This is a genomic window from Pseudomonas sp. PDM28 (assembly GCF_019219115.1).
GTDB lineage: Bacteria > Pseudomonadota > Gammaproteobacteria > Pseudomonadales > Pseudomonadaceae > Aquipseudomonas > Aquipseudomonas laurylsulfatiphila.
In genome coordinates this window covers 429602-452205 of sequence record NZ_JAHUWG010000003.1, presented here as the reverse complement: position 1 = coordinate 452205, position 22604 = coordinate 429602, and the positions used below count along the sequence as shown (strand labels likewise).

Annotated in this window: 23 protein-coding genes; 8 read left to right on the top strand and 15 right to left on the bottom strand. The window is 60.2% G+C overall.

Going from position 1 to position 22604, the window contains the following annotated elements; all coding sequences use genetic code 11:
* Positions 1-157: 157 nt before the first annotated feature.
* The 5 genes from KW841_RS08505 to KW841_RS08485 all read left to right on the top strand — a co-directional run bounded on the left by KW841_RS08505 (position 158) and on the right by KW841_RS08485 (position 2854).
* On the top strand, positions 158-874 hold the full coding sequence (locus KW841_RS08505; RefSeq protein ID WP_102699340.1) for an FKBP-type peptidyl-prolyl cis-trans isomerase: 717 nt from the start codon (positions 158-160) through the stop codon (positions 872-874).
* A gap of 292 nt (positions 875-1166) precedes the next feature.
* On the top strand, positions 1167-1622 hold the full coding sequence (locus KW841_RS08500; RefSeq protein ID WP_218475212.1) for a YkvA family protein: 456 nt from the start codon (positions 1167-1169) through the stop codon (positions 1620-1622).
* Between the two features lie 114 nt (positions 1623-1736).
* On the top strand, positions 1737-2078 hold the full coding sequence (locus KW841_RS08495) for a helix-turn-helix transcriptional regulator (RefSeq protein ID WP_007974980.1): 342 nt from the start codon (positions 1737-1739) through the stop codon (positions 2076-2078).
* On the top strand, positions 2075-2446 hold the full coding sequence (locus tag KW841_RS08490) for a hypothetical protein (protein WP_003223109.1): 372 nt from the start codon (positions 2075-2077) through the stop codon (positions 2444-2446). The genes KW841_RS08495 and KW841_RS08490 overlap by 4 nt, the downstream gene beginning before the upstream one ends.
* Positions 2447-2854, top strand: coding sequence for a sel1 repeat family protein (locus KW841_RS08485; RefSeq protein ID WP_218475209.1), 408 nt, complete (start codon positions 2447-2449; stop codon positions 2852-2854).
* A gap of 173 nt (positions 2855-3027) precedes the next feature.
* Here KW841_RS08485 and KW841_RS08480 read toward each other — a convergent pair whose 3' ends face one another.
* Both KW841_RS08480 and KW841_RS08475 read right to left on the bottom strand, forming a co-directional pair.
* Positions 3028-4818: a bifunctional diguanylate cyclase/phosphodiesterase gene (locus tag KW841_RS08480; protein ID WP_218475207.1), complete on the bottom strand. Its 1791-nt coding sequence runs from the start codon at positions 4816-4818 to the stop codon at positions 3028-3030.
* Between the two features lie 146 nt (positions 4819-4964).
* On the bottom strand, positions 4965-7046 hold the full coding sequence (locus tag KW841_RS08475; protein WP_007974972.1) for a carboxy terminal-processing peptidase: 2082 nt from the start codon (positions 7044-7046) through the stop codon (positions 4965-4967).
* A gap of 138 nt (positions 7047-7184) precedes the next feature.
* Here KW841_RS08475 and KW841_RS08470 point away from each other — a divergent pair, with 138 nt between their 5' ends.
* On the top strand, positions 7185-8147 hold the full coding sequence (locus KW841_RS08470) for a zinc-binding dehydrogenase (RefSeq protein WP_218475205.1): 963 nt from the start codon (positions 7185-7187) through the stop codon (positions 8145-8147).
* Between the two features lie 113 nt (positions 8148-8260).
* On the opposite strand, the gene KW841_RS08465 is transcribed toward KW841_RS08470, so the two are convergent.
* The 6 genes from KW841_RS08465 to KW841_RS08440 form a co-directional block, all read right to left on the bottom strand.
* Positions 8261-8914, bottom strand: coding sequence for an HAD family phosphatase (locus KW841_RS08465; protein ID WP_218475202.1), 654 nt, complete (start codon positions 8912-8914; stop codon positions 8261-8263).
* Positions 8915-8948: 34 nt separating this feature from the next.
* Positions 8949-9938, bottom strand: coding sequence for an ABC transporter ATP-binding protein (locus KW841_RS08460; RefSeq protein WP_218475200.1), 990 nt, complete (start codon positions 9936-9938; stop codon positions 8949-8951).
* The gene (locus KW841_RS08455) at positions 9935-10735 is read right to left on the bottom strand and encodes an ABC transporter permease (RefSeq protein ID WP_218475198.1); all 801 of its coding nucleotides are present in this window, start codon (positions 10733-10735) and stop codon (positions 9935-9937) included. Before KW841_RS08455 ends, KW841_RS08460 begins: the two co-directional genes overlap by 4 nt.
* Entirely contained in the window at positions 10722-11558 is an 837-nt protein-coding gene (locus tag KW841_RS08450; RefSeq protein ID WP_165824810.1) for an ABC transporter permease subunit, read from the bottom strand. Before KW841_RS08450 ends, KW841_RS08455 begins: the two co-directional genes overlap by 14 nt.
* 5 nt (positions 11559-11563) lie before the next feature.
* Positions 11564-12370: an alkaline phosphatase family protein gene (locus KW841_RS08445; protein WP_218475196.1), complete on the bottom strand. Its 807-nt coding sequence runs from the start codon at positions 12368-12370 to the stop codon at positions 11564-11566.
* 178 nt (positions 12371-12548) lie between these two features.
* Complete coding sequence (locus tag KW841_RS08440) at positions 12549-13613, bottom strand: ABC transporter substrate-binding protein (protein ID WP_007974957.1); 1065 nt, start codon at positions 13611-13613, stop codon at positions 12549-12551.
* A gap of 363 nt (positions 13614-13976) precedes the next feature.
* On the opposite strand from KW841_RS08440, the gene phnR reads away from it, so the two are divergent.
* A complete protein-coding gene (phnR, locus tag KW841_RS08435) occupies positions 13977-14690 on the top strand; it encodes a phosphonate utilization transcriptional regulator PhnR (RefSeq protein WP_007974952.1) in 714 nt (237 codons plus the stop codon).
* A gap of 65 nt (positions 14691-14755) precedes the next feature.
* Here phnR and KW841_RS08430 read toward each other — a convergent pair whose 3' ends face one another.
* The 7 genes from KW841_RS08430 to minC all read right to left on the bottom strand — a co-directional run bounded on the left by KW841_RS08430 (position 14756) and on the right by minC (position 21549).
* A complete protein-coding gene (locus tag KW841_RS08430; RefSeq protein WP_218475194.1) occupies positions 14756-16906 on the bottom strand; it encodes a mechanosensitive ion channel family protein in 2151 nt (716 codons plus the stop codon).
* Positions 16907-16984: 78 nt separating this feature from the next.
* Positions 16985-17161 carry a hypothetical protein gene (locus tag KW841_RS08425; protein ID WP_008048365.1) on the bottom strand — a complete coding sequence of 59 codons (177 nt, stop codon included), beginning with the start codon at positions 17159-17161 and terminating at the stop codon, positions 16985-16987.
* Positions 17162-17320: 159 nt separating this feature from the next.
* Positions 17321-18610 carry a M18 family aminopeptidase gene (locus tag KW841_RS08420; protein WP_007974949.1) on the bottom strand — a complete coding sequence of 430 codons (1290 nt, stop codon included), beginning with the start codon at positions 18608-18610 and terminating at the stop codon, positions 17321-17323.
* Between the two features lie 201 nt (positions 18611-18811).
* Entirely contained in the window at positions 18812-19447 is a 636-nt protein-coding gene (locus KW841_RS08415) for an RluA family pseudouridine synthase (RefSeq protein WP_007974948.1), read from the bottom strand.
* A 91-nt stretch (positions 19448-19538) separates the two neighbouring features.
* Positions 19539-19793, bottom strand: a complete 255-nt coding sequence (gene minE / locus KW841_RS08410; protein WP_007974947.1) for a cell division topological specificity factor MinE — start codon at positions 19791-19793, stop codon at positions 19539-19541.
* A 3-nt stretch (positions 19794-19796) separates the two neighbouring features.
* The gene (minD, locus tag KW841_RS08405; RefSeq protein WP_007974946.1) at positions 19797-20609 is read right to left on the bottom strand and encodes a septum site-determining protein MinD; all 813 of its coding nucleotides are present in this window, start codon (positions 20607-20609) and stop codon (positions 19797-19799) included.
* 202 nt (positions 20610-20811) lie between these two features.
* Positions 20812-21549, bottom strand: coding sequence for a septum site-determining protein MinC (minC, locus tag KW841_RS08400; RefSeq protein ID WP_046037759.1), 738 nt, complete (start codon positions 21547-21549; stop codon positions 20812-20814).
* Positions 21550-21667: 118 nt separating this feature from the next.
* On the opposite strand from minC, the gene KW841_RS08395 reads away from it, so the two are divergent.
* Positions 21668-22600: a lipid A biosynthesis lauroyl acyltransferase gene (locus KW841_RS08395; RefSeq protein WP_218475192.1), complete on the top strand. Its 933-nt coding sequence runs from the start codon at positions 21668-21670 to the stop codon at positions 22598-22600.
* Positions 22601-22604 lie beyond the last annotated feature (4 nt).

Genomic DNA, 22604 nt, shown 5'->3' with positions numbered 1-22604 from the left:
ATGAAAGAAGCTTCATCACTCCAATTGTGAAAAGCGTTTAAACACCTGAACTTATCAATTGATTCCGGCTCTCATGCCGGTAGCCATTGGTCGTGGCGGCCTGATAAGCTCGCGGCTTTACTCGATTGCCCTTTAGGCGCATGAACAAGGAAATAGCATGAAACAGCATCGGTTGGCGGCGGCGGTGGCCCTGGTTGGCCTGGTACTCGCGGGTTGTGATTCGCAGACCAGCGTAGAGCTGAAAACTCCGGCGCAAAAAGCTTCCTACGGCATTGGCCTGAACATGGGCAAGAGCCTGGCTCAGGAAGGCATGGATGACCTGGATTCCAAAGCTGTAGCCCAGGGCATCGAAGACGCCGTCGGCAAGAAAGAGCAGAAGCTCAAGGACGAAGAACTGGTCGAGGCGTTCGCCGCACTGCAAAAGCGTGCCGAAGAGCGCATGGCCAAGATGAGCGAAGAGTCGGCCGCTGCCGGCAAGAAATTCCTCGAGGAAAACGGCAAGAAAGCCGGTGTGACGACCACCGCTTCGGGCTTGCAGTACGAAGTCGTGCAGAAAGCCGATGGCCCTCAGCCAAAGCCGACTGACGTAGTGACCGTTCACTACACCGGCAAGCTGACCAACGGCACCGTATTCGACAGTTCCGTCGAGCGCGGCAGCCCGATCGATCTGCCGGTCAGCGGTGTGATTCCGGGTTGGGTCGAAGGCCTGCAACTGATGCACGTTGGCGAGAAGTACAAGCTGTACATCCCTGCTGACCTGGCTTACGGCGCTCAAAGCCCAAGCCCGGCGATTCCGGCCAACTCGGTGCTGGTATTCGACCTGGAACTGCTGGCCATCAAGGACCCGGCAAAAGAAGACGCCGCTGCCAAGTAACCAGCGCCTGCTTCGACAACAACGCCTCGCTCATGCGGGGCGTTGTTGCATCTGGCGTTCGGCAGGGGTAAACAAAACGAACAGACGCTCTAGGCCGGAGTCTTAGGCATAGTAGTCTCGGCGGTAGACGCACAAGGCCGCCAAGTCAATGAAATTATGGGTTTTTTTTGATGAGTAAAAAACGCCCGATCTGAACGCAGGCCTTGTAAGACGGGGCTTACAGCGATGAAAAGCAGCTCTGTTCACAAGGTTATCCACAATTTGTGTGGATAACATTTCAACGGGAGGAATGATGAAAGCACCCTGGAATTTCGCTCGTTTCCTGCCGCTGGCCGGACGTCTGCTGGCACGCGGTCGATTGCCGACCCTGTTGTTCGCGGTCGCCAGTAAAGGCGCAAGCCAGGGCAATCGACTGGGCAAGATCAAGGACGACCTGAAGCTGTTGCAGGCACTTTGCCTGGCCTACTGGCGTGGCGAGTATCGCGCCATCAGCCCCAAGGCGCTGGTGTCGGTTGTCGCGGGCCTGATGTACTTCCTCAGCCCGGTGGATGCGATCCCGGATTTCATTCCGGTGTTCGGCATGTTCGATGACATCGCAGTCCTGGCGTGGTTGATGAAAGTGCTCGACGACGAGCTCAATGCCTTCCGCGCCTGGCGCAAACGGCAGGTCCCGGAGAAGCTCGCGGTGGTTGAGCGCCTGCCCGATACCCCCGAGCAACTTCAACTGCAAGGCCCGAAAAAACGCTGAGTCGATTTTGACGACTTCATAGATTGATGCCCCCCGCGACCTTGGCCGCTGTTAGGATTACACTTCTAGGGAAAAGTGCCGACTCGCTAAGTGTTGTTGTCCTACGGGGTAGTGATGGATATTCAGATAATTACACGCGAAGGCGAGCCCGAGTATGCGGTTCTGCCATGGGCTCAATATCAGGCGTTATTGAAAGCAGCGGGCATCAAGGAGCAAGCGTCGCCTCAAGCCACGAAGCCTCAGGCGGCGACACCAGACGCGATTCTTCCGGGTCTGGATCAACTACGCAGTTTGCGCGAGGGGAAGGGCATCGCCATCGAGGCGCTGGCCCGCACGGTAGGCATCAGCCCGTCTTACCTGGCCATGATCGAAAGTGGCGAGCGTCTGCCCGACGCCGCGATTCGCCGCAGCCTGGCTTGGGAATTGACGGTGCCAGGGTGGAGGGATGAATCGTGAGTGTACGCATCAGTCGTCAACACTGGGACGGATTGTTGGGCGAACTGGATCAGGCGCGGCGCCAGCGCCATCTGTTGACGTATAGGGCATTGCTGGAGCGTTTGCAGTTGCCGACCCCGGCCATGCAGACCCTGACGGCGGCCCTTGAGCATCTGGCGGCTCTGGACGCCAAGGCGGAGCAGCCATTGCGCAGTTCGCTGGTGATCAGCCAGGGCGCCAGCCGTTTGCCGCGCACCGGATTCTTTGAGTGTGTCGAGCGCCTTGGGCGTTTTTCCGGGCCGTCGGACGGCGTTGCCGCCGCGTCCTGGCACGCTTCGGAAGTGGTGCGGGTGTTCGAGTACGAATACCCGGAATCGGCCGAGGCCTGAATGTTTTTGCAACTCAAGGCGCGAGCCGGGTACTGGCTCGCGCGCCGGTTGTTTCACTGGTCGTGGTTTGTTCGCCAGCCGCAGGGCTGGCGCTGGCTCGAAGGCCAGTTTGCACGCATGGCCAACCTGGGCGACGTCGGCGCCCAGAGCTTCTATGGACACATCCTGACGTTTCGCGGTGTCGGCCTCGGCGCTCGTGAGGAGGGCGTGCGTTTGTTGCGCCTGGCGGCGTTGGCGGGCGATGGCAAGGCGGCTTATCAAGTGGGCGTGATCTGTTTGGCCGGGACGGCGAGCAAGGCGCCGGATCCCCTTGAAGCGGCGCGATTCTGGGAGATCGCGGCGAAGGCCGGGCATCCGTTGGCGTCGATCAAGTTGCAAGAGTTGGCGTCTCGCGAGTCTGAGCTATAACCCTGGGCTGGCGGGGGGATGAAGGGGATAGTGGAGGATCAATTCAAGTTTCGGGTTGTTTGATCGGACGCCTTCGCGGGCAGGCCCGCTCCCACAGGTTTTATGTCGTTCGCACAATTTCAAGCGACACAAATACTGTGGGAGCGGGCTTGCCCGCGAAGGCGGCCTGTCAATCACCGCTGCCCCATCAGGCAAGCACCTTCACGTTCCTGCACCACCCGGCTATCCATCACATGCACGCTATAGCCCTGCACATTCTTCGCATGGTGCTTGGCTTGTGACGCCATTTCCGCCAGCTGGCTCGCATCGAGTTGTCCACAGGCCTGTGGATGAAGGTGCACCACGCCGATCGACAGCGACAACAGCGCAAACTCCTGCCGCATGCCCTGGCGATTCGGTGCGATGAAGCAGCCGGCTTCCAGGTGCTCGCTGCGGTAGAAGCGTCGGCATTGGCTCTGGAAGTCGTCGAGCAACTGGTTCAGACGTTTGCGCCAGTCTTCCGGGCCGAGCACCAGCAGGAAATCATCACCGCCGATGTGGCCGACGAAGTCGCGGGACGGGTCGATGCGGTCGTTCAGGCATTGCGCCAGGCACAACAGGACTTCGTCGCCGCGGCCGTAGCCGTAGATGTCGTTGAAAGGTTTGAAACTGTCGATGTCCACGTAGCAGATCACCGATTCCCGTTGCTGTTGCAGCAACCGCGTCAGGCATTGCTGGATCGGCACGTTGCCCGGGAGCAGGGTCAGCGGGTTGGCGTAGCGGGCTTGCTGGATCTTCAGTTCGGTGATCAGTTTGAGTACGTCTATTACGCGGCCCAGCCCGAGATAGCCGCCATTAAGGGTGATGATGAAATCCTCTTCGATGCGCTGGCGGGCACGGCCTGTGATCAGGCGGCTGACTTGTTGCAGCGACTGACTCAGCTCGACGGCGAGGAAGTCATCGTTCATCAGGCGGCTGATGGGTTTGCGGGCGAACAGATCGGTGGCAAAGGGCTTGAGCAGGGCATCGGAGAGCGAATGCCGATGGACGATACCGCAAGGCTGACCCTGTGCATCCAGGACCGCCAGCGAGTTCAGGTTGGCCTGGCGGCGAAAGGCTTCGAGCACCGTGGCGGTCGGGGTGTCCCGGTTCACGGCGGGTTGCTCGTTGAGCAGTGCGCTGAGGTCGCTGCCGTCTTCGCTCAGTACAACGCTGGTGCTGTCCTGGCGGGGCATCATTGCCCGGGCATCCCGTGGCGGGTGTTCCTGGGGGCGGCAGAGCAGATAGCCCTGGACCAGATCGACGCCCATCTCGGTCAGTACCGTGAGCTCTTCCGGTAACTCGATACCTTCGGCAATGACTTGCGCCCTCGAGGCCTTGGCGATTTGCAGGATCGAGCCGACGAACTCGCGCTTGAGCGCATCCTGATGAATGCCATCAATGAAATGCCGGTCGATTTTCACGTAATCCGGCCGTAACTCAGACCACAAGCGCAAACTCGAATAACCCGCCCCCAGATCGTCCAGCGCAATCGAAAATCCCATCGCCCGATAGTGATGCAGGGCGGTTTGCAGCAGCTGGAAATCATCCGTCGGCGTCTGTTCCGTGAGCTCGATGACCACCTGACTCGGCGCAATGCCGAAGTCCTGCAGCAATTGCAGGGTGCGTCCCGGTTGATGGGCTGCTTCGAGCAGGGATTCCGGGGAGACGTTGAGGAACAGCAGGCCAGGCAGTTGTTGTTCATTGAAGCGTCGGCAAGCGCTTTCGCGGCAGGCAATTTCCAGCTCGCTCAAACGACCGGCCTGACGGGCGACGGCGAACAGGGCGACAGGGGAGTGCAGAGGGCTGTTGGACGGCCCGCGACTGAGGGCTTCGTAGCCGAGAATGCGCCGCTCAGAGAGGCTGATGATCGGTTGGAACAAACTGTGCAAACCGCCTTGAGTCAGGATCGAGCTCAATGCGCTCAGCTGTTCGGATGTGGTCATGGCGATCTCTGGCGATAAAAAAAGGACTGGCGTGGTCCCTTTCTACAAGGAGCACGCCAGTCCCGTATTTCACGACAGAATGATGACTGTTTGATGACGCCCCGGAGGGCGTTAGCATTAAATTGCCATCAGCTGTTTGTAAACACTCAGTGCTTCGCCACTGCCGTATTGAGCTTCAGGTAGTCCAGCAGAATCCGCCCGGTTTCGCTCAGGTAGGCATCGTCTTCCGGTTTGGTTTTGTCGTCCTCGGCCGCGATGGCATCCTCGTCTTCTTTCTTCAGCTCTTTGAGCGGTTCTTCGCCCTTGGCCTTGCGACGGATGTTTTCCATGGTCAGCTGCTTGGCTTCGATGTCGGCGTGCTGGGCACGACGCTCGGCTTCATTGAGGCTGACGGTCTTTTCGGCCATCAGTTTCTGCGCCAGGGCCAGCTTGTCGCGGATGAACACAAACTCCGCATCCTTGGCCGTACGAATGTCATGCTCGGACTTGAGCTGCGAAAGGTAGGGCTTGAATGGGTCGACCGCCGGCTTGATCGCCGCCTTGATGGTGTCCCACGGCATGGCTTCGGGCAGGGCGCTTTCGCCGATTTCCTTGGTGTCGATGATCGACGGGTAATCGATGTCCGGCAAGACGCCCTGATGCTGGGTGCTCTGTCCGGAAACCCGGTAGAACTTGGCCAGGGTCAGTTTCAGCTCGCCATGGTTGAGCGGCTGGATGGTCTGCACGGTACCTTTGCCGAAGGTCTGGCCGCCGATGATCAGTGCGCGGTGGTAGTCCTGCATGGCGCCGGCAAAAATCTCCGAAGCCGAGGCGGACAGGCGGTTGACCAGCAACGCCATCGGGCCTTTGTAGAACGCGCCCGGGTTTTCATCTTCCAGCACGTCTACACGGCCATCGGCGTTACGCACGAGCACGGTCGGGCCTTTGTCGATGAACAGGCTGGTCAGCTCGGTGGCTTCCTGCAAGGAGCCGCCGCCGTTGTTGCGCAGGTCGATGACCACGCCGTCGACTTTGTCTTTCTGCAGTTCAGTCAGCAGTTTCTTGACGTCGCGGGTGGTGCTCTTGTAATCCGGGTCGCCGGCACGGAAGGCCTTGAAGTCCAGATAGAACGCCGGGATCTCGATGACGCCGAGCTTGTAGTCCTTGCCGTCCTGCTTGAGGTTCAAGACCGATTTCTTCACGGCCTGGTCTTCGAGCTTCACCGCTTCACGGGTGATCGGCACGATCTTGGTGGTCTGGTCGTTCGGCGCATTGCTGGCCGGGATGACTTCCAGGCGCACCACGGTGCCTTTCGGACCACGGATCAGCTTGACCACCTCGTCCAGGCGCCAGCCCACGACGTCGACCATTTCCTTGTTGCCCTGGGCAACGCCGATGATCTTGTCGGCCGGTGCAACCTGCTTGGTCTTGTCTGCCGGACCTGCCGGCACCAGGCGCACGACTTTTACCTGGTCGTTATCGCTCTGCAACACGGCGCCGATGCCCTCGAGGGACAGGCTCATGTTGATGTCGAAGTTCTCCGCGTTATCCGGCGACAGATAGTTGGTATGCGGGTCGTAGGACATGGCGAAGGTGTTGATGTACGCCTGGAAGATGTCTTCCGCGCGGGTCTGGTCCAGGCGCGCCAACTGGTTCTTGTAGCGCTTGGTCAGGGTTTCCTGGATCTGCTTGGAATCCTTGCCGGCGATCTTCTGACGCAGGACCTCGTCCTTGACGCGTTTGCGCCACAGGTCGTCGAGTTCCGCGGTGGATTTGAGCCAAGGGGCGTCCTTGCGGTCGATCAGCAAGGTTTCCTTGGTGTTGAAGTCGATCTTGTCGACGCCCTTGTTCAGCTCGGCAAGGGCAAAGTCCAGACGCGCCTTTACGCGGTCCAGATAGCGCTTGTAGATGGTGAACCCGGCGTTCAGGTCGCCGCTCTTGAGGAAGTCGTCGAACTGCGTCTTCCACTTGTCGAATTCGGCAATGTCGCTGGCCATGAAATAGCTGCGCGATGGATCCAGCAGCTTGAGGTAGCTGTCGTAGATGATCACCGAGCGCGCGTCATCGAGTGGCGGCTTGCTGTAGTGGTGGCGTTTGAGCAATTCCACGACGTTCAGACTGGCGATCACTTCGTCACGATCGGGTTGAAGCTTGTCCCAGCTATTGGCTGCGAATGTATTGCTCGACATCGGCAGCAAGCCGATACCGATGAATAAGGCGAGGGCAGTGCTGGGGAACAGATGCTTCATGCTGATTCGACGCGGGGACAATTGATAACGCATATTAGGCCGTCTTTGAAGTCGCCGGCTCTTTGGGAGCCGGTCGCATAATGCAAAAAGCCCGGCGCTATAGCTTCGGGCTCAGTCCAGACTCACTATGGAGGCACTGTGAAAGCATTGCAAGGCGTTGACGGTCAAGTGGTATGGGTTGATGAACCCAGTCCTGCATGCGATGTAGGGCAAGTTCGTATTCGAGTGGCGGCAGCGGGCCTAAATCGCGCCGATTTGTTGCAGAAGGCCGGTCTATATCCGCCACCGCCAGGGGCCAGCCAGGTGCTCGGTCTAGAGTGCTCGGGGGTCATCAGCGAGGTTGGCGCCGGCTCCTCCTGGCAGGTGGGCGATCGGGTTTGCGCCTTGCTGGCCGGGGGCGGGATGGCCGAAGAGGTGGTTGTCGACGGGCGGCATGTACTGCCGGTTCCCGACGGAATGTCACTGGTCGAAGCGGCGGCATTGCCCGAAGTTTATGCAACAGTCTGGCTGAATTTGTTTCAACTGGCTGCGCTCAAACCGGGACAGAAAGTTCTGCTGCATGCCGGAGCAAGTGGCATTGGTTCAGCGGCCGTTCAGCTGTGCAAGGCCTTCGGTAATCCGTGTTGGGTCAGCGTCGGCTCTGCCGAGCGACTGGCGTACTGCGAAGCGCTGGGTGCCCAGGGTGGCGTGGTGCGTAACGGTGATCTGGAGGGCTTGCGGGATCTGGGGCCGTTCGACGTGATTCTCGACCCGGTGGGTGGCAATTACGCGGCATTGAACCTGAAGTTGCTGGCTCAGGATGGTCGCTGGGTGTTGATCGGTCTGATGGGCGGGCGCGAGGCCAAGCTGGATCTGGCCCAGGTACTGGCCAAGCGCGTGCAGTTGCTGGGCTCGACCCTGCGCAGCCGGGATGATCAGTTCAAGGCAGATCTGTTCAGCGATCTTGGCCTGCACGTGTGGCCGTTGTTCGCCGAGGGGCGCTTGAGTGCGCAACTGGCCAGGACATTCCCTATCAAGGATGCCGAGGCAGCGTTTGCCGAGCTGGCGAGTAATAACGTGGCGGGGAAGGTGGTGTTGGTGATTGATGAGAGTCTGAGCTGACAACGAGAAACCTGTGGGAGCGAGCTTGCTCGCGATTAGCGGAGTGTCAGTTGATATTAATGCAACTGACTCGCCGCCATCGCGAGCAAGCTCGCTCCCACAGGGGGGCCGGGTTATTTCCAGTCGTGGATCGGCCACCCGGCCTTTTCGGCCTGCTCGCGCAACACAGGGTCAGGATTGACCACATGCGGGTAGTCCACCTTCAGCAACAGCGGCAAATCATTACGTGAGTCGGAATAGAAACTCGCGCCTTCGAGGTTTTCCTCTTCAGCATCCAGCCACTCCAGCAAGCGGGTGATCTTGCCTTCGCGGTAGGTCAGGGTGCCCACGGTATGGCCGGTGTAAACGCCCTGAGCCACTTCCAGTTCAATGCCCAGAATCTCGTCGATGCCCAGGCGCTCGGCGATGGGGCCTACCAGGTGGGTGCCCGAGGCCGAGATCACCAGAATCCGGTCGCCGGCCTTGCGATGCGCCGCGATGGCCTTGGTGGCGTCACTGAAAATGATCGGCTCGATGTAGTCTTCCACCCAGGGGCCAACCAGATGCTCGACCTCTTGTGGCGTGCGGCCGATCATCGGCTCCAGGCTGAAGGTCATGAATTCTTCCATGCGCAATTTGCCGTGGCTGTAGGCGTCCATCAGCTCGTTGTTCTGTCGCATGAACGATTCGGGGTCGACCCAGCCCAGGCGGCCCATCTGCTCGCTCCAAAGGGTGGCGCAGTCGCCGTGGATCAGGGTTTCGTCCAGATCAAAAATTGCCAGGGCCATCAGTGCAGTTCTCTCTTCAGCATAAGCAAAGGCATCAGGCTACCTCACACAGGGCCGTCGGATCGATGGAAAGCGCCAGGCGCTGACCATCGGGATGCAGGTCGGCCGCCGAGCGGTTCAGCACATCCACCACCAGTTCCACGCCCCGGGCTTCGACCCGGTAGCGGATTACGTTGCCCAACAGGCTGTGGCTGCGTACCTGCGCGTCCAGTTCACCGTTGAGGCTCAGTTCGATGGCTTCCGGGCGAATGGCGATGCGCTTGTTGATTGGCCGCTGCAGCAGCTTCGAGGCGCTGTCGGCGTCCAGCAGGTTGTAGTTGCCGATGAAACCGGCAGCGAACACATCCACCGGCGCAGTGTAGAGGGTTTCGGCGTCGCCGCTTTGTACGATTTTTCCCTGATTCATCAGGAAAATCCGGTCAGACATGGTCAGGGCTTCTTCCTGATCGTGTGTGACGAAAATCGTGGTCAGGCCCAGTTCGCGCTGGATCTGACGGATCTGTTCGCGCAGGTGCTTGCGAATGCGCGCATCCAGCGCCGACAGCGGTTCGTCCAGCAGCAACAGGCGTGGCCGGGTCACCAGCGAGCGGGCGAGGGCGACGCGCTGGCATTGGCCACCGGACAGCTGATGTGGATAGCGCGCGGCGAAGTCCTGCAACTCCACCAGTTTCAGTACGTCGGCGACACGTTTCTGGCTGTCATCGGCATTGACCTTTTGCATGCGCAGACCGAAGGCGACGTTTTGCTCCACGGTCATGTTGGGGAACAGCGCATAGCTCTGGAACACCATGCCGATCCCGCGTTTCTGCGGGCTCACCGGCACGATATCGGCACCATCGAGCAGGATTTTTCCGCCATCCACCGAAGTCAGGCCGGCGATGCAGCGCAGCAGGGTGGATTTGCCGCAACCGGACGGGCCGAGCAGGGTGACGAACTCACCTTTCTGGATTTCGCAGTTGATGTCGCTGAACACCGTGGTGCCGGCGAAGCTTTTCTGAAGATGTTGGACGCTGACATAGCTCATTCGCTTTTGTCCCTGTTCAAGATATTGGCAATCCAGGTCAGAACCAGCACAAAGAAGAAGTAGGAAATCACCAGCGCACTGGTGAAATGACCGCTGCTGTTGCGCATGTTGTTGAGGTAGACCTGCAGGGTTTCGTAGCGGGTGCCGACGAGGATGTTGGCGAACACGAACTCACCGAACAGGAACGAGAACGACAGCAGCAGCGCCACCATCAGGCCCTTGCGCAGGTTCGGCAGCACCACCAGGAGGGCGGCTTGCCAGGTGCTGGCGCCGAGCAACTGGGCGGCATCCATCAGGTCGCGCAGGTTGATCGCTTGCAGGTTGTTGGTGATCGCCCGGTACATGAACGGCAGCGCCACGGTGAAGTAGCAACCGATCAGGATCCAGGGTGTACCGACCATGGCAAACGGTCCGGAACCATAGAGCTGCAGCAGCCCCACCGACGACACCACCGGTGGCACGGCGAAGGGCAGCAGGATCAGGATATTCATCAGCGCATCGAGTTTCGGGAAGTGGTAATGCACCACGAACAGCAACGGCAGGATCAGCACCACGGAAAGAATCAGTGAGCCGACGCAGACCAGCAGCGATTGCCCGAACGCATGCAAGAAGCGCGGATCGCTCCACAGCTGGATGTACCACTTGAGGGTGAAACCGCTGGGCAGAATGGTGGCCGACCAACTGCTGGCGATCGAGTAGACCAGCGTGCCGGCCAGCGGCAACAGCAGGATGGCAAACAACAGGTAAACCACGACGCGGTGGTAGACACCGACGGGCCCCAGTTCAGCGCGAGACATGGTAGCTCCTCTTCAACAGCAACTGATGCACGATGGTCACCAGGGTCATCAAGGCCACCAGCACTACGGCCAAGGCGCTGGCCAGGTTCGGGTCCAGGGAAATGTCACCGGACACCATCGCCGCGATGCGGATCGGCAGCACGTTGAAGTTGCCGGTGGTCAGGGCGTACACCGTGGCGTAGGCGCCGAGGGCGTTGGCCAGCAGGATCACGAAGGTGCCCAGCAGTGCCGGCGTCAACACCGGCAATCCGATGTGCCGCCAGTACTGCCAACCGTCGGCGCCCAGTAGCGCAGCGGACTCACGCCAGTCTTCGCGCAGTGCATCGAAGGCCGGGTACAGCAGCAGCACGCCGAGGGGAATCTGGAAGTAGGTGTAGAGAATGATCAGCCCGGTTTTCGAGTACAGGTTGAAATCCTGAATGATGCCGGCCTGCTTGAGCATGATGGTGAAGCTGCCATTGAAACCGAGCAAAATGATGAACGCAAAGGCCAGGGGCACGCCGGCGAAGTTGCTGGTCATGTTGGCGAAGGCGTTGACGAAATTGCGCAGTTTCGAATCGACCCGGCGCAGGGAGTAGGCGCCCAGTATCGCGATGATGATCCCGAACACGCTGGACCAGAAGCTGATCTCAAGGCTGTACTGGATCGCCTGCAGGTAAAACTTCGAACTGAAGATCTTGCTGAAGTTGGCCAGGCCCCAGCCGAACTCTTCCGATTGCAGGCTGTTGATCATCACCCAGGTCAGCGGTGCGATCTCGAACACGATGAAGAACAGTGCGAACGGGACCAGGCATAAGGCGGCCAACCATTTACTGCGGGTCATGGCATTCACTTGAGCAGCTCCCTGCAGACCGGTTTGTCGTGGGGCGCGCCCAGCAACTCGCAGACGGTGCCGCAGATCTCGGTCTGTTTCGGCGCTGCACCGGCGTCGAAGCTGAATGCGTCGCCGAGAACGAACAACGGCACCTCACGTTCTTCCGGCAGCAGGCCGTTGTGGGAGCGGTCGTTGTTCATGCCGTGGTCGGCGGTGACCAGCACCTGATAACCGGCATCGAGCCAGCCTTGCAGGTAGTCGGCCAGGATGATGTCGGCCGAGCGGGCGCTGTTGCGGTACTGCGGGGTGTCGAGGCCGTGCTTGTGCCCGGCGTCGTCGATGTTCATCGGGTGGATCAGCAGGAAGTGCGGCGCATGGCGCTGACGCAGGTTTTCGGCGTCGGCGAACAGGTGCGAATCGGGGTAGTGATCGTTCCAGTAGAAATGCCCATGCTGGATCGGCAGTTGCGGGTCATCGGTGTGGCGGTCCCGTGCCGCCACGAAGGGCGAACGGTTGTACAGTTCGCTGACCCAGTGATAGGCCGCCGCGGCGGTGACAAGACCTGCGTCGGTGGCGTAGTGATAGATGCTGCGCTGGTTGGACAGGCGCGAAACGTTGTTGTGGACGATACCGCTGTCGATGGGCGCAACGCCGGTCAGGATGCATTCGTACAGCGGGCGGGACAGGGCCGGCAACTCGCACTCCAGTTTGTAGAGTGCCGCACGTCCTGCTCCGACGTAGGCCTGCAGGTGCCCCATGGCGTGACGGGCGACCTCGTAGTTGAGGCCGTCGAGCACCACAAGGATGACGTTGTGCTTCATAGGGGCAAAAACTCCGTGTAACAGATATTCGAAGCTCACTCGATCCACTGTGGGAGCGGGCTTGCTCGCGAAAGCGGTGTGTCAGTCGACATCGATGCTGGATGTCAGTCCGCTTTCGCGAGCAAGCCCGCTCCCACATTTGGATCGCCATCAGATCCCGAAATGGGGATCTTCCCGGTTATTGCATATTGATGATGACTTCTTCCTGCCACTTCTGAGGAAGGGCCTTGGAGGTCTTTTCCCACGCATCCGCGTCTTTGATCGGCGTCACTTTCTTGTATTGCTCGTTAGGCAGCAGCTTGGCCTTCACGTCGGCCGGCAGTGTGATGTGCTCAGCACGGATCGGACGGGCGTTGCCCTTGGCCAGGTTGATCTGGCCGGCGTCGCTGAAGATGTATTCGCGGGTCAGCTTGGCGGCGTTCGGGTTTTTCGCGTATTTGTTGATGATGGTGGTGTAACCGGAAATCACCGAGCCGTCGGACGGGATCAGCACCACGTAGTCATCCGGGTTGGCCATCTTGGCCTTGTAGCTCAGGCCGTTGAAGTCCCAGACCACGCCGACTTCGATTTCACCTTTTTCCATGGTGGCAATCGTCGGGTTGGACATCGACAGGCGACCTTGCTTGGCGATGTCGGCGAACAGCAGCAGGGCAGGCTGCAGGTTTTTCTCGTCGCCACCGTTGGCCAGTGCCGCAGCCAGTACGCCGTTGGCTGCCTGAGCCGCGGTGCTCACGTCACCGATGGACACCTTGTATTTGCCGCTCTTGAGGTCAGCCCATTTGGTCGGGGCTTCGGAGCCGTGCAGCAACTTCTTGTTGACGATGAAAGCGATGGTGCCGGTGTAGGCCAGTGCCCAGTTGCCGTCCTTGTCCTTGGCCCAGGCTGGCACCTGATCCCAGGTGGAAGGCTTGTAGGGCTGGACCACGCCTTGCTTGACCGCGATCGGGCCGAACGCTGCCCCGACGTCGCCGATGTCGGCGCTGGCGTTGTCTTTTTCCGCGGCGAACTTGGCGATCTCCTGGGCTGAACTCATGTCGGTATCGATGTGCTTGAGGCCGTACTTGTCGCTCAGGTCTTTCCAGGTGCCGGCCCAGTTGGCCCAGTCATCGGGCATGCCGACGCTGTTGACGGCACCTTCCGCTTTCGCAGCGGCTTCCAGGGTTTTCAAATCATCGGCCGCCATGGCGGCGGTGCACATTGCGATGGTCGAGCCTAACAGTGATGCCAGGAAAAGCTTTTTCATTCCGAAGCTCCTTGGGTCGTGTTCAACGCTGCGATTGCGGTTTGTGTTGGTCTAGGTCAGCAATACCTGAGCCAATTTAAGGGGGCTGGATGACACTTTGATGTCGCTCGTCGCCCTGGAGGACTTTTTGTTCAGCGGTATCGCGACTGGCCTGATAAGCGTAGACCATGGTCAAGGCCTCGGCTGACAAGGGACTTGGCCGATGAATTGCAGGTTTTCGAGTTCGCGGAATGGCGACCGTTGGGCAGCTTTGTCACATCTCGGTCATCTACGCTGCCTACGCTTGCAGACTATTGAATGAGCCGGTTTGCGCGGCGGTTCTGCCCTGAATTGGTGCTGGTCTAGTCCAGATAGGAAACATTGATGCGTGAAGAGGCGACAAAAGCGGTAACAGCCATCGGCCAGGTGCTTCAGGAGCAGATTGACCACGGCCTGTTGGCCCCGGGTAGCAAATTGCCGGCCGAGCGCAAGCTCAGTGAATTGTTCGGCACCACGCGGATCACTTTGCGTGAGGCGTTGTTGCAGCTGGAGTCGCAGGGGCAAATCTATCGCGAGGAGCGTCGCGGCTGGTTCGTCTCACCGCCACGCCTGGCGTACAACCTGATGCAGCGCAGCCACTTTCACGCGATGGTCAGTGCCCAGGGGCGGGTGCCGTCCACCGAGGTGATTTCGGCACGATTGCAACCGGCGTCGGCGGCCGTTTGTGCCTGGCTGCAATTGCCGGCGCTGTCGAGCGTGATCCAGATCTGCCGCTCACGGCGGATCGACGGGCGGTTGGTGCTGTATGTGGAGCACTATCTGAACCCGCAGTACTTTCCGGGAATCCTCGATTTCGACTTGAATCAGTCGATCACCGAGTTGTATGCGCGGCATTACGACCTGCACTACGGACGGGTGCGCTTCGAGATTGTGCCCACGGCGTTGTCGGTGGATGCGGCAGCGGCGTTGAAGGTGTCGGCGGGGAGCCCGGGCTTACGGATTGCCCGCGTCAACTATGACCAGCATGAACGCCTGATCGACTGCGACCTGGAGTTCTGGCGGCATGATGCGATTCATGTCGGCGTAGACGTCGTTTGACTTTGTAGGAGCTGCCGCAGGCTGCGATCTTTTGATTGTTAAAAGATCGCAGCCTGCGGCAGCTCCTACAAGGGTTGTTCCGGGGACCCGGCGGTGACCTGAATGCTCATCCGCGGTGTCGCCAGGTCCAGTCCGGCTTCATCCATGTGCCGCTTGAGCGACAGGTTGAACGCTCGCGACACTTCCCACTGCTTGATCGGCGCGGTCTTGAAGCGGGCGCGCAGGATCGCATTACCCGACTCGAAACTTTCCACCCCCTGGAACTCCAGCGGCGACCAGATATTGCGTCGCTGCAACGGATCGGTGCGCATTTTCTGGCCGACTTCGCGCATCAGTTTGATGGCGTTGTCGATGTCCATGTTGGCTGGCACCGCGACCCGGAAGATCGCGTAGCCGAATTCCCGGGAGTAGTTCTTGATGCTTTTGATTTCACTGAACGGAATGGTGTGGACGATGCCGTCGATGTCCCGCAGCCGCACGGTGCGGATGGTCAGGCCTTCGACCGTACCGAGGTGGCCGCCGACATCCACGTAGTCGTCGATGGCCAGTGAGTCTTCGATGATGATGAACAGCCCGGTAATCAGGTCGGCCACCAGCGACTGCGCACCAAAGCCGATGGCCAGACCGATCACACCGGCACCGGCCAGCAGGGGCGTGACGTTCATGCCCATGTTCGCCAGGGCAACGATCAGCGCGACAATGAAAATGGCCACGAACAGCACGTTGCGAATCAGCGGCATCATCGTCTGCGCGCGGGCATTGGCCAGGCCTTTGCGCGAGCGGGTCAGTGCGTGGTGCACGGCGGTGTCGCTGAGAATCCAGATCAACCAGGCGAACAGCAGCGTGCCGGCGAGGCTGAACAGCTTGACGCTGACTTCGTGGCCGTCGCCTTCGGTAAAGCGGATCAACGACATGCCCCAGACCCGCAGGCCGAGCTCGATAAAGGCCAGCCACACCAACAGGTGGAGGATTGTGTAGAAGAAGTTTTTCAACCGTTCCGAATACACGGCGTAACGCCGGATGCCGCGCTGGGGCTTGAGGGCGTGGCGGCGTACCAGGCCGTTGATGACCATGCACAACACCAGCAACACGGTGCAGATCAGCGACTGGCGCAGGGCCGTGCTGGTGTCGCCGGCGGAAATGAAGGTGGCGAACAGGGAAATGGCCACCAGCACCAGCGCCGGCACGTACCAGAAGGTGCCGAGAATCGACAGGGTGTCGTTGAGGGCGCGGCGGGTCAGGCGTCGGGATAGCGGCTGGTTGCGGATCAGGTGGGCGATCGGGCGGCGGAAACGCAAGATGAATCGGGCCGTGGACAAGGCTGCCAGGACATTGGCAATCGTGGCAGCCGTATGGGCCAGATGGCTGCCGAGGCTGTCGACCAGTTTTGGGTCACTCAGCGCTTCGCCAAACGCGGCGAAACTGCCGATCAGCCACAGCGGCCGAAACGCCTGGTGCCGCAGAATGTACAAGGCGCGGTGGCGGTGTGGGCCGTCGAGCAGGGAAAAGGCAATCACGCAGATGGCCGAGAAGCAGGTACCGACGACCAATGCATAGGCCAGCACCATGGCCAGGCTTTTGCCCAGGGACGAGGGCAGGGCATAGCTCATGTAGATCGTGATCACCAGGGCGATCAGCCATGGCCCGAGTTTGCGCAAGGCAAAGCGCAACATGTCCAGGGCACGGGGGTGCTGCGGCAGTTCTTCAGTCAGGCCGAAACGCATGCGTACGCGGTGGCTGATCCAGATCAGCGCGGCGGCCAGCAGGCTCCAAACCATCAGGATCATGGCGAACGCAAAGAGCATCGGCAGCCACTCATTGGCCGGCAGCGCCAGGGCCATTAACTCTTCCTGGGCCTGGTCGAACTCGCTGGACCAGCGCGTGAGCGGACTGTCGTCGCCGGAAAATTTCTTTTCGATCGTGGCCAGGGTTCCGCCAATCAGGCCCAGCACGCCTTCTTCGGTAGTCGGCTGGGCCTTTTTGGTGGTGTCACGCAGCCTTTTCAGATCGGCCAGCAGCTTGGTGCGCTGCTGATCGTTTTCCAGTGACTTGATCACTTCGTCCAGGGACTGCCCCAGCGGTTCCTGTGCTTCGGGCTGCGCCTTGGCCTGGCCGCCGAGCAGGCTTGGCAGGCCGGCCGCCTGGGCAGGTGCCACTGGCAGCAGCAACAGGCAGGCAAGGAAAAAATACGGAAGGGCAAAAAGACGAGCGAACACTAGGCGGTCAACCTCGCAAGGAGCGGATCGACCGAGTGTACGAGCCCGTCAAAATCAATGCGAGCCAAGGGCGATGAATTATTCGTTGAGTTTGGCGAGGATCTTGATCACCACGGTGGCGAGGATGGTCAGCATGCCGATCCACATGGCGAACACACCGGCGTTTTTGTCGCGAAAGTTGAAGCCAACGGCCAGCAAGAGCATCCCGGCAAGAATCGGGATCAGCATGGCGTGAAAGGTGGACATCGAAATCATGGAGACAGCCTTGTCGAAGGGATACTTGAAGTCTAGGCCGCTTTTGAAGCGGCCGAAGTGATGTGCGTGTGTAGGAGCTGCCGCAGGCTGCGATCTTTTGATCTTGTTTTTAAAAAAGCAAAATCAAAAGATCGCAGCCTGCGGCAGCTCCTACAGGGGTTACGGCAACTCGCGGCAGGCGTAGAACGCGCTCAGCACCTTGACCAGGTGCGCCAGGTCGTGGCTGCCGCACAGTTCGCGGATCGAGTGCATGGCGAACGTCGGCAGGCCGATGTCCACGGTGCGCACGCCCAGGTGGCTGGCGGTGATCGGGCCGATGGTCGAGCCGCAGCCCATGTCGCTGCGCACCACGAAGCTTTGCACCGGCACTTCTTCAGCCATGCACAGGTGACGGAAGAACCCGGCGGTTTCGCTGTTGGTGGCGTAGCGCTGGTTGCTGTTGACCTTGATCACCGGCCCGGCGTTGAGTTTCGGGCCGTGGTTGGCGTCGTGCTTGTCGGCGTAGTTCGGATGCACGCCGTGGGCGTTGTCAGCCGAAACCAGCAGGGATTTCTGAATGGTACGTACGAATTCATCACCTTCAGGCAGCAGGCGACGCAGGGTTTGCTCAAGCATCGGGCCGTCGGCACCGCAAGCCGAGCAGGAACCGACTTCTTCGTGGTCGTTGCAGACCAGCACGCAGGTTTCGTCGGTGTCGGCCGTCAGCAGCGCTTGCAGGCCGGCGTAGCACGACAGCAGGTTGTCCAGGCGCGCGCCGGCGATGAAATCGCCGTGCAGGCCAATGACCGCAGCGCTTTGGGTGTCGTAGAAACTCAGCTCGTAATCGAGTACCACATCGGCATTCAGGCCGTGTTCGCGGGCGAGCTGGTCGGTGAGCACCGCGCGGAAGTCCACGCGCTCGTCACCGGCGAATTGCGCGAGGATCGGCGGCAGTTCGGTCTGGGCGTTGATGGCCCAGCCCATGTTGGCTTCGCGGTTGAGGTGAATCGCCAGGTTCGGAATGATCGCGACCGGGGCCTTGAAGTCGATCAACTGGCTCTCGACCTTGCCATCACGCCGGAAGGTCACGCGGCCGGCCAGGGACAGGTCGCGGTCGAACCACGGTGCCAGCAGCGCGCCGCCATAGACTTCGACACCCAGCTGCCAGAAGCCCTGGCGTTGCAGCTCCGGTTGCGGCTTGACGCGCAGGCACGGGCTGTCGGTGTGGGCGCCGACCAGGCGAATGCCGCCGTGCAGTGGCGAATGGCGGCCCATTTTGATCGCGACAATCGAAGAGTCATTGCGGGTGACGTAGTAGCGACCGTTGGCTTCGGTATTCCACGGCTCGCGCTCGTCGAGGCGTTGATAGCCCGCCGCTTCCAGGCGCTGAACAAGGCTGGCGGTGGCATGGAACGGGGTAGGGGAGGCCTTGAGAAAATCGATCAGGCCTTGGTTCAACTCTTCGCGCATAAAGTAGCTCCAGACAGCAGTGGCGCCAGTTTAACGTATTGGCTTGGTAAATGGCGTCGCACTGAATGGCGGGGATGGCCACGGAAATCGAATCTGGAGGAGATCCCCTGTGGGAGCGGGCTTGCCCGCGAAGGCGTAGTGTCAGACAACATCAATAGTGACTGTTACACCGCTTTCGCGAGCAAGCCCGCTCCCACATTTTTAAAACGGTGCCGGGCACTCGAAGCGCAGGCGCTCGCCGGTCTGCGGATGGGTGAAAGTCAGCATGCTCGCGTGCAGGCACAGGCGCGGCCAGGCCGCCAGCGCCTGCTCGTGGGCATAGAGCCCGTCACCCAGCAGCGGATGACCGATCGAAAGCATGTGCACGCGCAACTGGTGGGAGCGGCCGGTGATCGGTGTCAGCTCAACGCGGCACCAGTCGCCGCAACGCTCCAGCACGCGCCAGAAGGTCAGCGCATGTTTGCCGAATTCATGGTCGACCACGTGGCGCGGCTTGGTCGGCGGGTCGTAGCGCAAGGGCAGGTCGATGCTGCCGCTGTCCAGTTCCGGCTGACCCCAGCACAGGGCGGTGTAGGCCTTTTCGGTCTCGCGGTCGTGAAATTGCCGGGACAGTTCGCGATGGGTATCCGGGTCGCGGGCCAGCAGGATGATGCCGGACGTTTCCCAGTCCAGCCGATGGACGATTCGCGCTTCCGGGTAGCCGTTTTCCTGCAGGCGGGTAATCAGGCAGTCCTTGTTGTCATCGGCCCGGCCAGGGACAGAGAGCAACAGGGTCGGTTTGTTCACCACCAGTACGGCAGCGTCCTGATGGATGATGTGGATGTTGGACAGCGGCATTAAAACAGCCTCGTAACAAACGCCAACGGCGGCTCAGGCCCCTTCCGGTTGCAGAAGGGGCCTGAGCCGCCGTGGCTCCTGGCGGATCGACTCAGCGATCAGGCAGGGTGATGTTGAGTTCCAGAATCGAGCAGCTGCCCTGGCTTTCCAGTGCGACATGCACGTCATCGGACCCGATATTGACGTACTTGCGGATCACCTCGACCAGTTCCTTCTGCAAGGCCGGCAGGTAGTCCGGGGTGCTGCGTTGGCCGCGTTCGTGCGCCACGATGATCTGTAGACGCTCTTTCGCTACCGACGCGGTGCTTTGCTTTTTGTTGGCACGAAAGAAGTCAAAAAGGTTCATTGCTTAGTTGCCTCCAAACAGGCGCTCGAAGAATCCCTTCTTCTGTACATCAAGGAATCGATGATCCACGGTCTTGCCCAGCAGGCGGTCAACGGTATCGCTGTAGGCCTGGCCGGCATCGCTCTGGTCGTCGAGAATCACCGGAACACCCTGGTTGGATGCCTTGAGCACCGCCTGGGATTCAGGGATCACGCCGAGCAGGGTCACCGAAAGGATTTCCTTGACGTCTTCTACGCCGAGCATTTCGCCTTTGCTCACACGCTCCGGGTGATAACGGGTAATCAGCAGGTGTTCCTTGATCGGGTCTTCGCCGCGTTCGGCACGACGGGACTTGCTGGCCAGCAGGCCGAGCATGCGGTCGGAGTCACGTACCGAGGAAACTTCCGGGTTGGTCACGACGATCGCTTCATCGGCGAAGTACATGGCCAAGTGGGCGCCTTTCTCGATGCCCGCCGGGGAATCGCAGACCACGAACTCAAAGTCTTCCTTGAGTTGCATCAGGACTTTTTCCACGCCTTCGACGGTCAGCGCGTCTTTGTCGCGGGTCTGGCTGGCAGCCAGCACGTAGAGGTTTTCCAGGCGCTTGTCTTTGATCAGGGCCTGTTGCAGGTTGGCTTCGCCGTTGACGACGTTGACGAAGTCATACACCACGCGGCGCTCGCAACCCATGATCAGGTCGAGGTTACGCAAGCCCACGTCGAAGTCGACGATAACTGTTTTGTGGCCGCGCAGAGCGAGGCCGGTACCGATAGCGGCGCTGGTGGTGGTCTTACCCACACCACCCTTGCCGGATGTAACCACGAGAATCTTGGCCAAGGTGTTTCACCCCTAAGGAAAAAGGACTTTTACAGCCCCTGAAAAACATCTCCTGAAAAACTACTGCAGTCGGACAGCCTTGGCTGGAATCGGGTTTTGAGCGGCGTTTACCCCCGGTAAACACTGCTTTCGGCCTTTTCCTACTTCGTTTGAGCCGTTTTCGCTACGTTTTAGAGATGCTTGGAAAATGCGGCAGTATCCGTTAAAGCCGAATGATGTTCAACACGTCGCCGGACAGGCTGACCTGCACACCCGAACCCCACAGAGGATCGCGGCGCAGATCTTCGGAAACCTTGTAATGCCCGGCGATGGAGATCAGTTCAGCACTCATTTGCTGACAGAAAATCCGCGCCTTGGTGTCGCCCTTGACGCCGGCCAACACGCGACCACGCATAGGGCCGTATACATGGATGTTGCCATCGGCGAGAAGTTCCGCCCCCGGGCTGACCGAGGAGATCACCACCAGATCGCAGCCCTGGGCATAAATCTGCTGGCCACCGCGTACCGGCGAGGTGATGATTTTTGTCGGCTTGATGGTCGGTTCAGGCGGTTTTTCCGGTTTTTTCTTCGGTTCGCCTTCGGTCAGGTCCAGTGGACGCTCCCGGGCACCGGACGGTGGCAGCACCGGGAGGTCGACCGCAATGGCGGCGGCAATGTCTTCGATGCGGCTGGCGCGGATCGCCAGGGTACGCAGGCCATGCTGGCGGCACACGCGCATCAGGCCGGGCAGATCGACGGCGCCTTCGTTGGCCGGGAGTTTGTCCAGGGCCAGTACCAGCGGCGCGTTGCTGAAGAAGTTGGGCGCCTGGGCGACCTTGGCGGCCAGTTGCCGATCAAGGCTTTCCAGGTCGTTACGGGCCAGTTCCAGCACCGTAATGGCCAGCATGCTGCCCTTCAACTGGAACACGGGATCTTGGTCTAGCGGTTCGGTTTGGCTCATGGTCGGCATACAACGACTTGTCACTAAAAGTGCCGAGACTTATAACGAGAACGCCCGCAGGCCGCAAGCCGGGTCGAACGATGTAGAATGCGCGGCCATTGTCATTCCGGAAGCATTAATGGACCGCCCGCGTTTTCGAAAAGCATTTCTATCTCCACGTTTCTGGCCGCTGTGGTGTGGCCTGGGGCTGTTGTGGCTGATCGTCCAGTTGCCGTATCCGGCCCTGCTGTGGATCGGCCGTGCACTGGGCTCATTGATGTATCGCGTGGCCGGCGACAGACGGCGCATTGCCAAGCGCAATCTGGAACTGTGTTTTCCGGAAAAAACCGCCGCCGAACGCAAACACCTGCTCAAGGAAAACTTCGCCTCCACCGGTATCGCATTTTTTGAGATGGCGATGAGCTGGTGGTGGTCGCGCAAGCGCCTGGCGAGTCTCGCTCACGTTGAGGGGCTGGAGTATCTGCAGCAGGCCCAGCGCGAAGGCAAGGGCGTGATCCTGATGGCGCTGCACTTCACCACGCTGGAAATCGGCGCGGCGTTGCTCGGTCAGCAGCACACCATCGACGGCATGTACCGCGAGCACAAGAATCCGCTGTTCGACTACATCCAGCGCCAGGGCCGCGAGCGGCACAACCTCGATTCGCTGGCGATAGAGCGTGAAGACGTGCGCGGCATGCTCAAATTGCTGCGCTCGGGCCGCGCGATCTGGTACGCGCCGGATCAGGACTACGGCGCCAAGCAAAGCATCTTTGTGCCGCTGTTCGGCATTCAGGCAGCGACCGTCACCGCCACGAGCAAGTTTGCGCGGCTGGGCAAGGCGCTGGTGGTGCCGTTCACCCAGGAGCGTCTGGCGGACGACAGCGGTTATCGCCTGGTGATCCATGCGCCGCTCGAAGGCTTCCCTGGTGAAACCGAGGAAGAAGACTGCATCCGCATCAACCAATGGATCGAAGGCGTCCTGCGCCAATATCCCGAGCAATACCTGTGGGCCCACCGCCGCTTCAAGAGCCGTCCACCGGGCGAGCCGAAGCTGTACGCCAAACGCCGTTGAACCC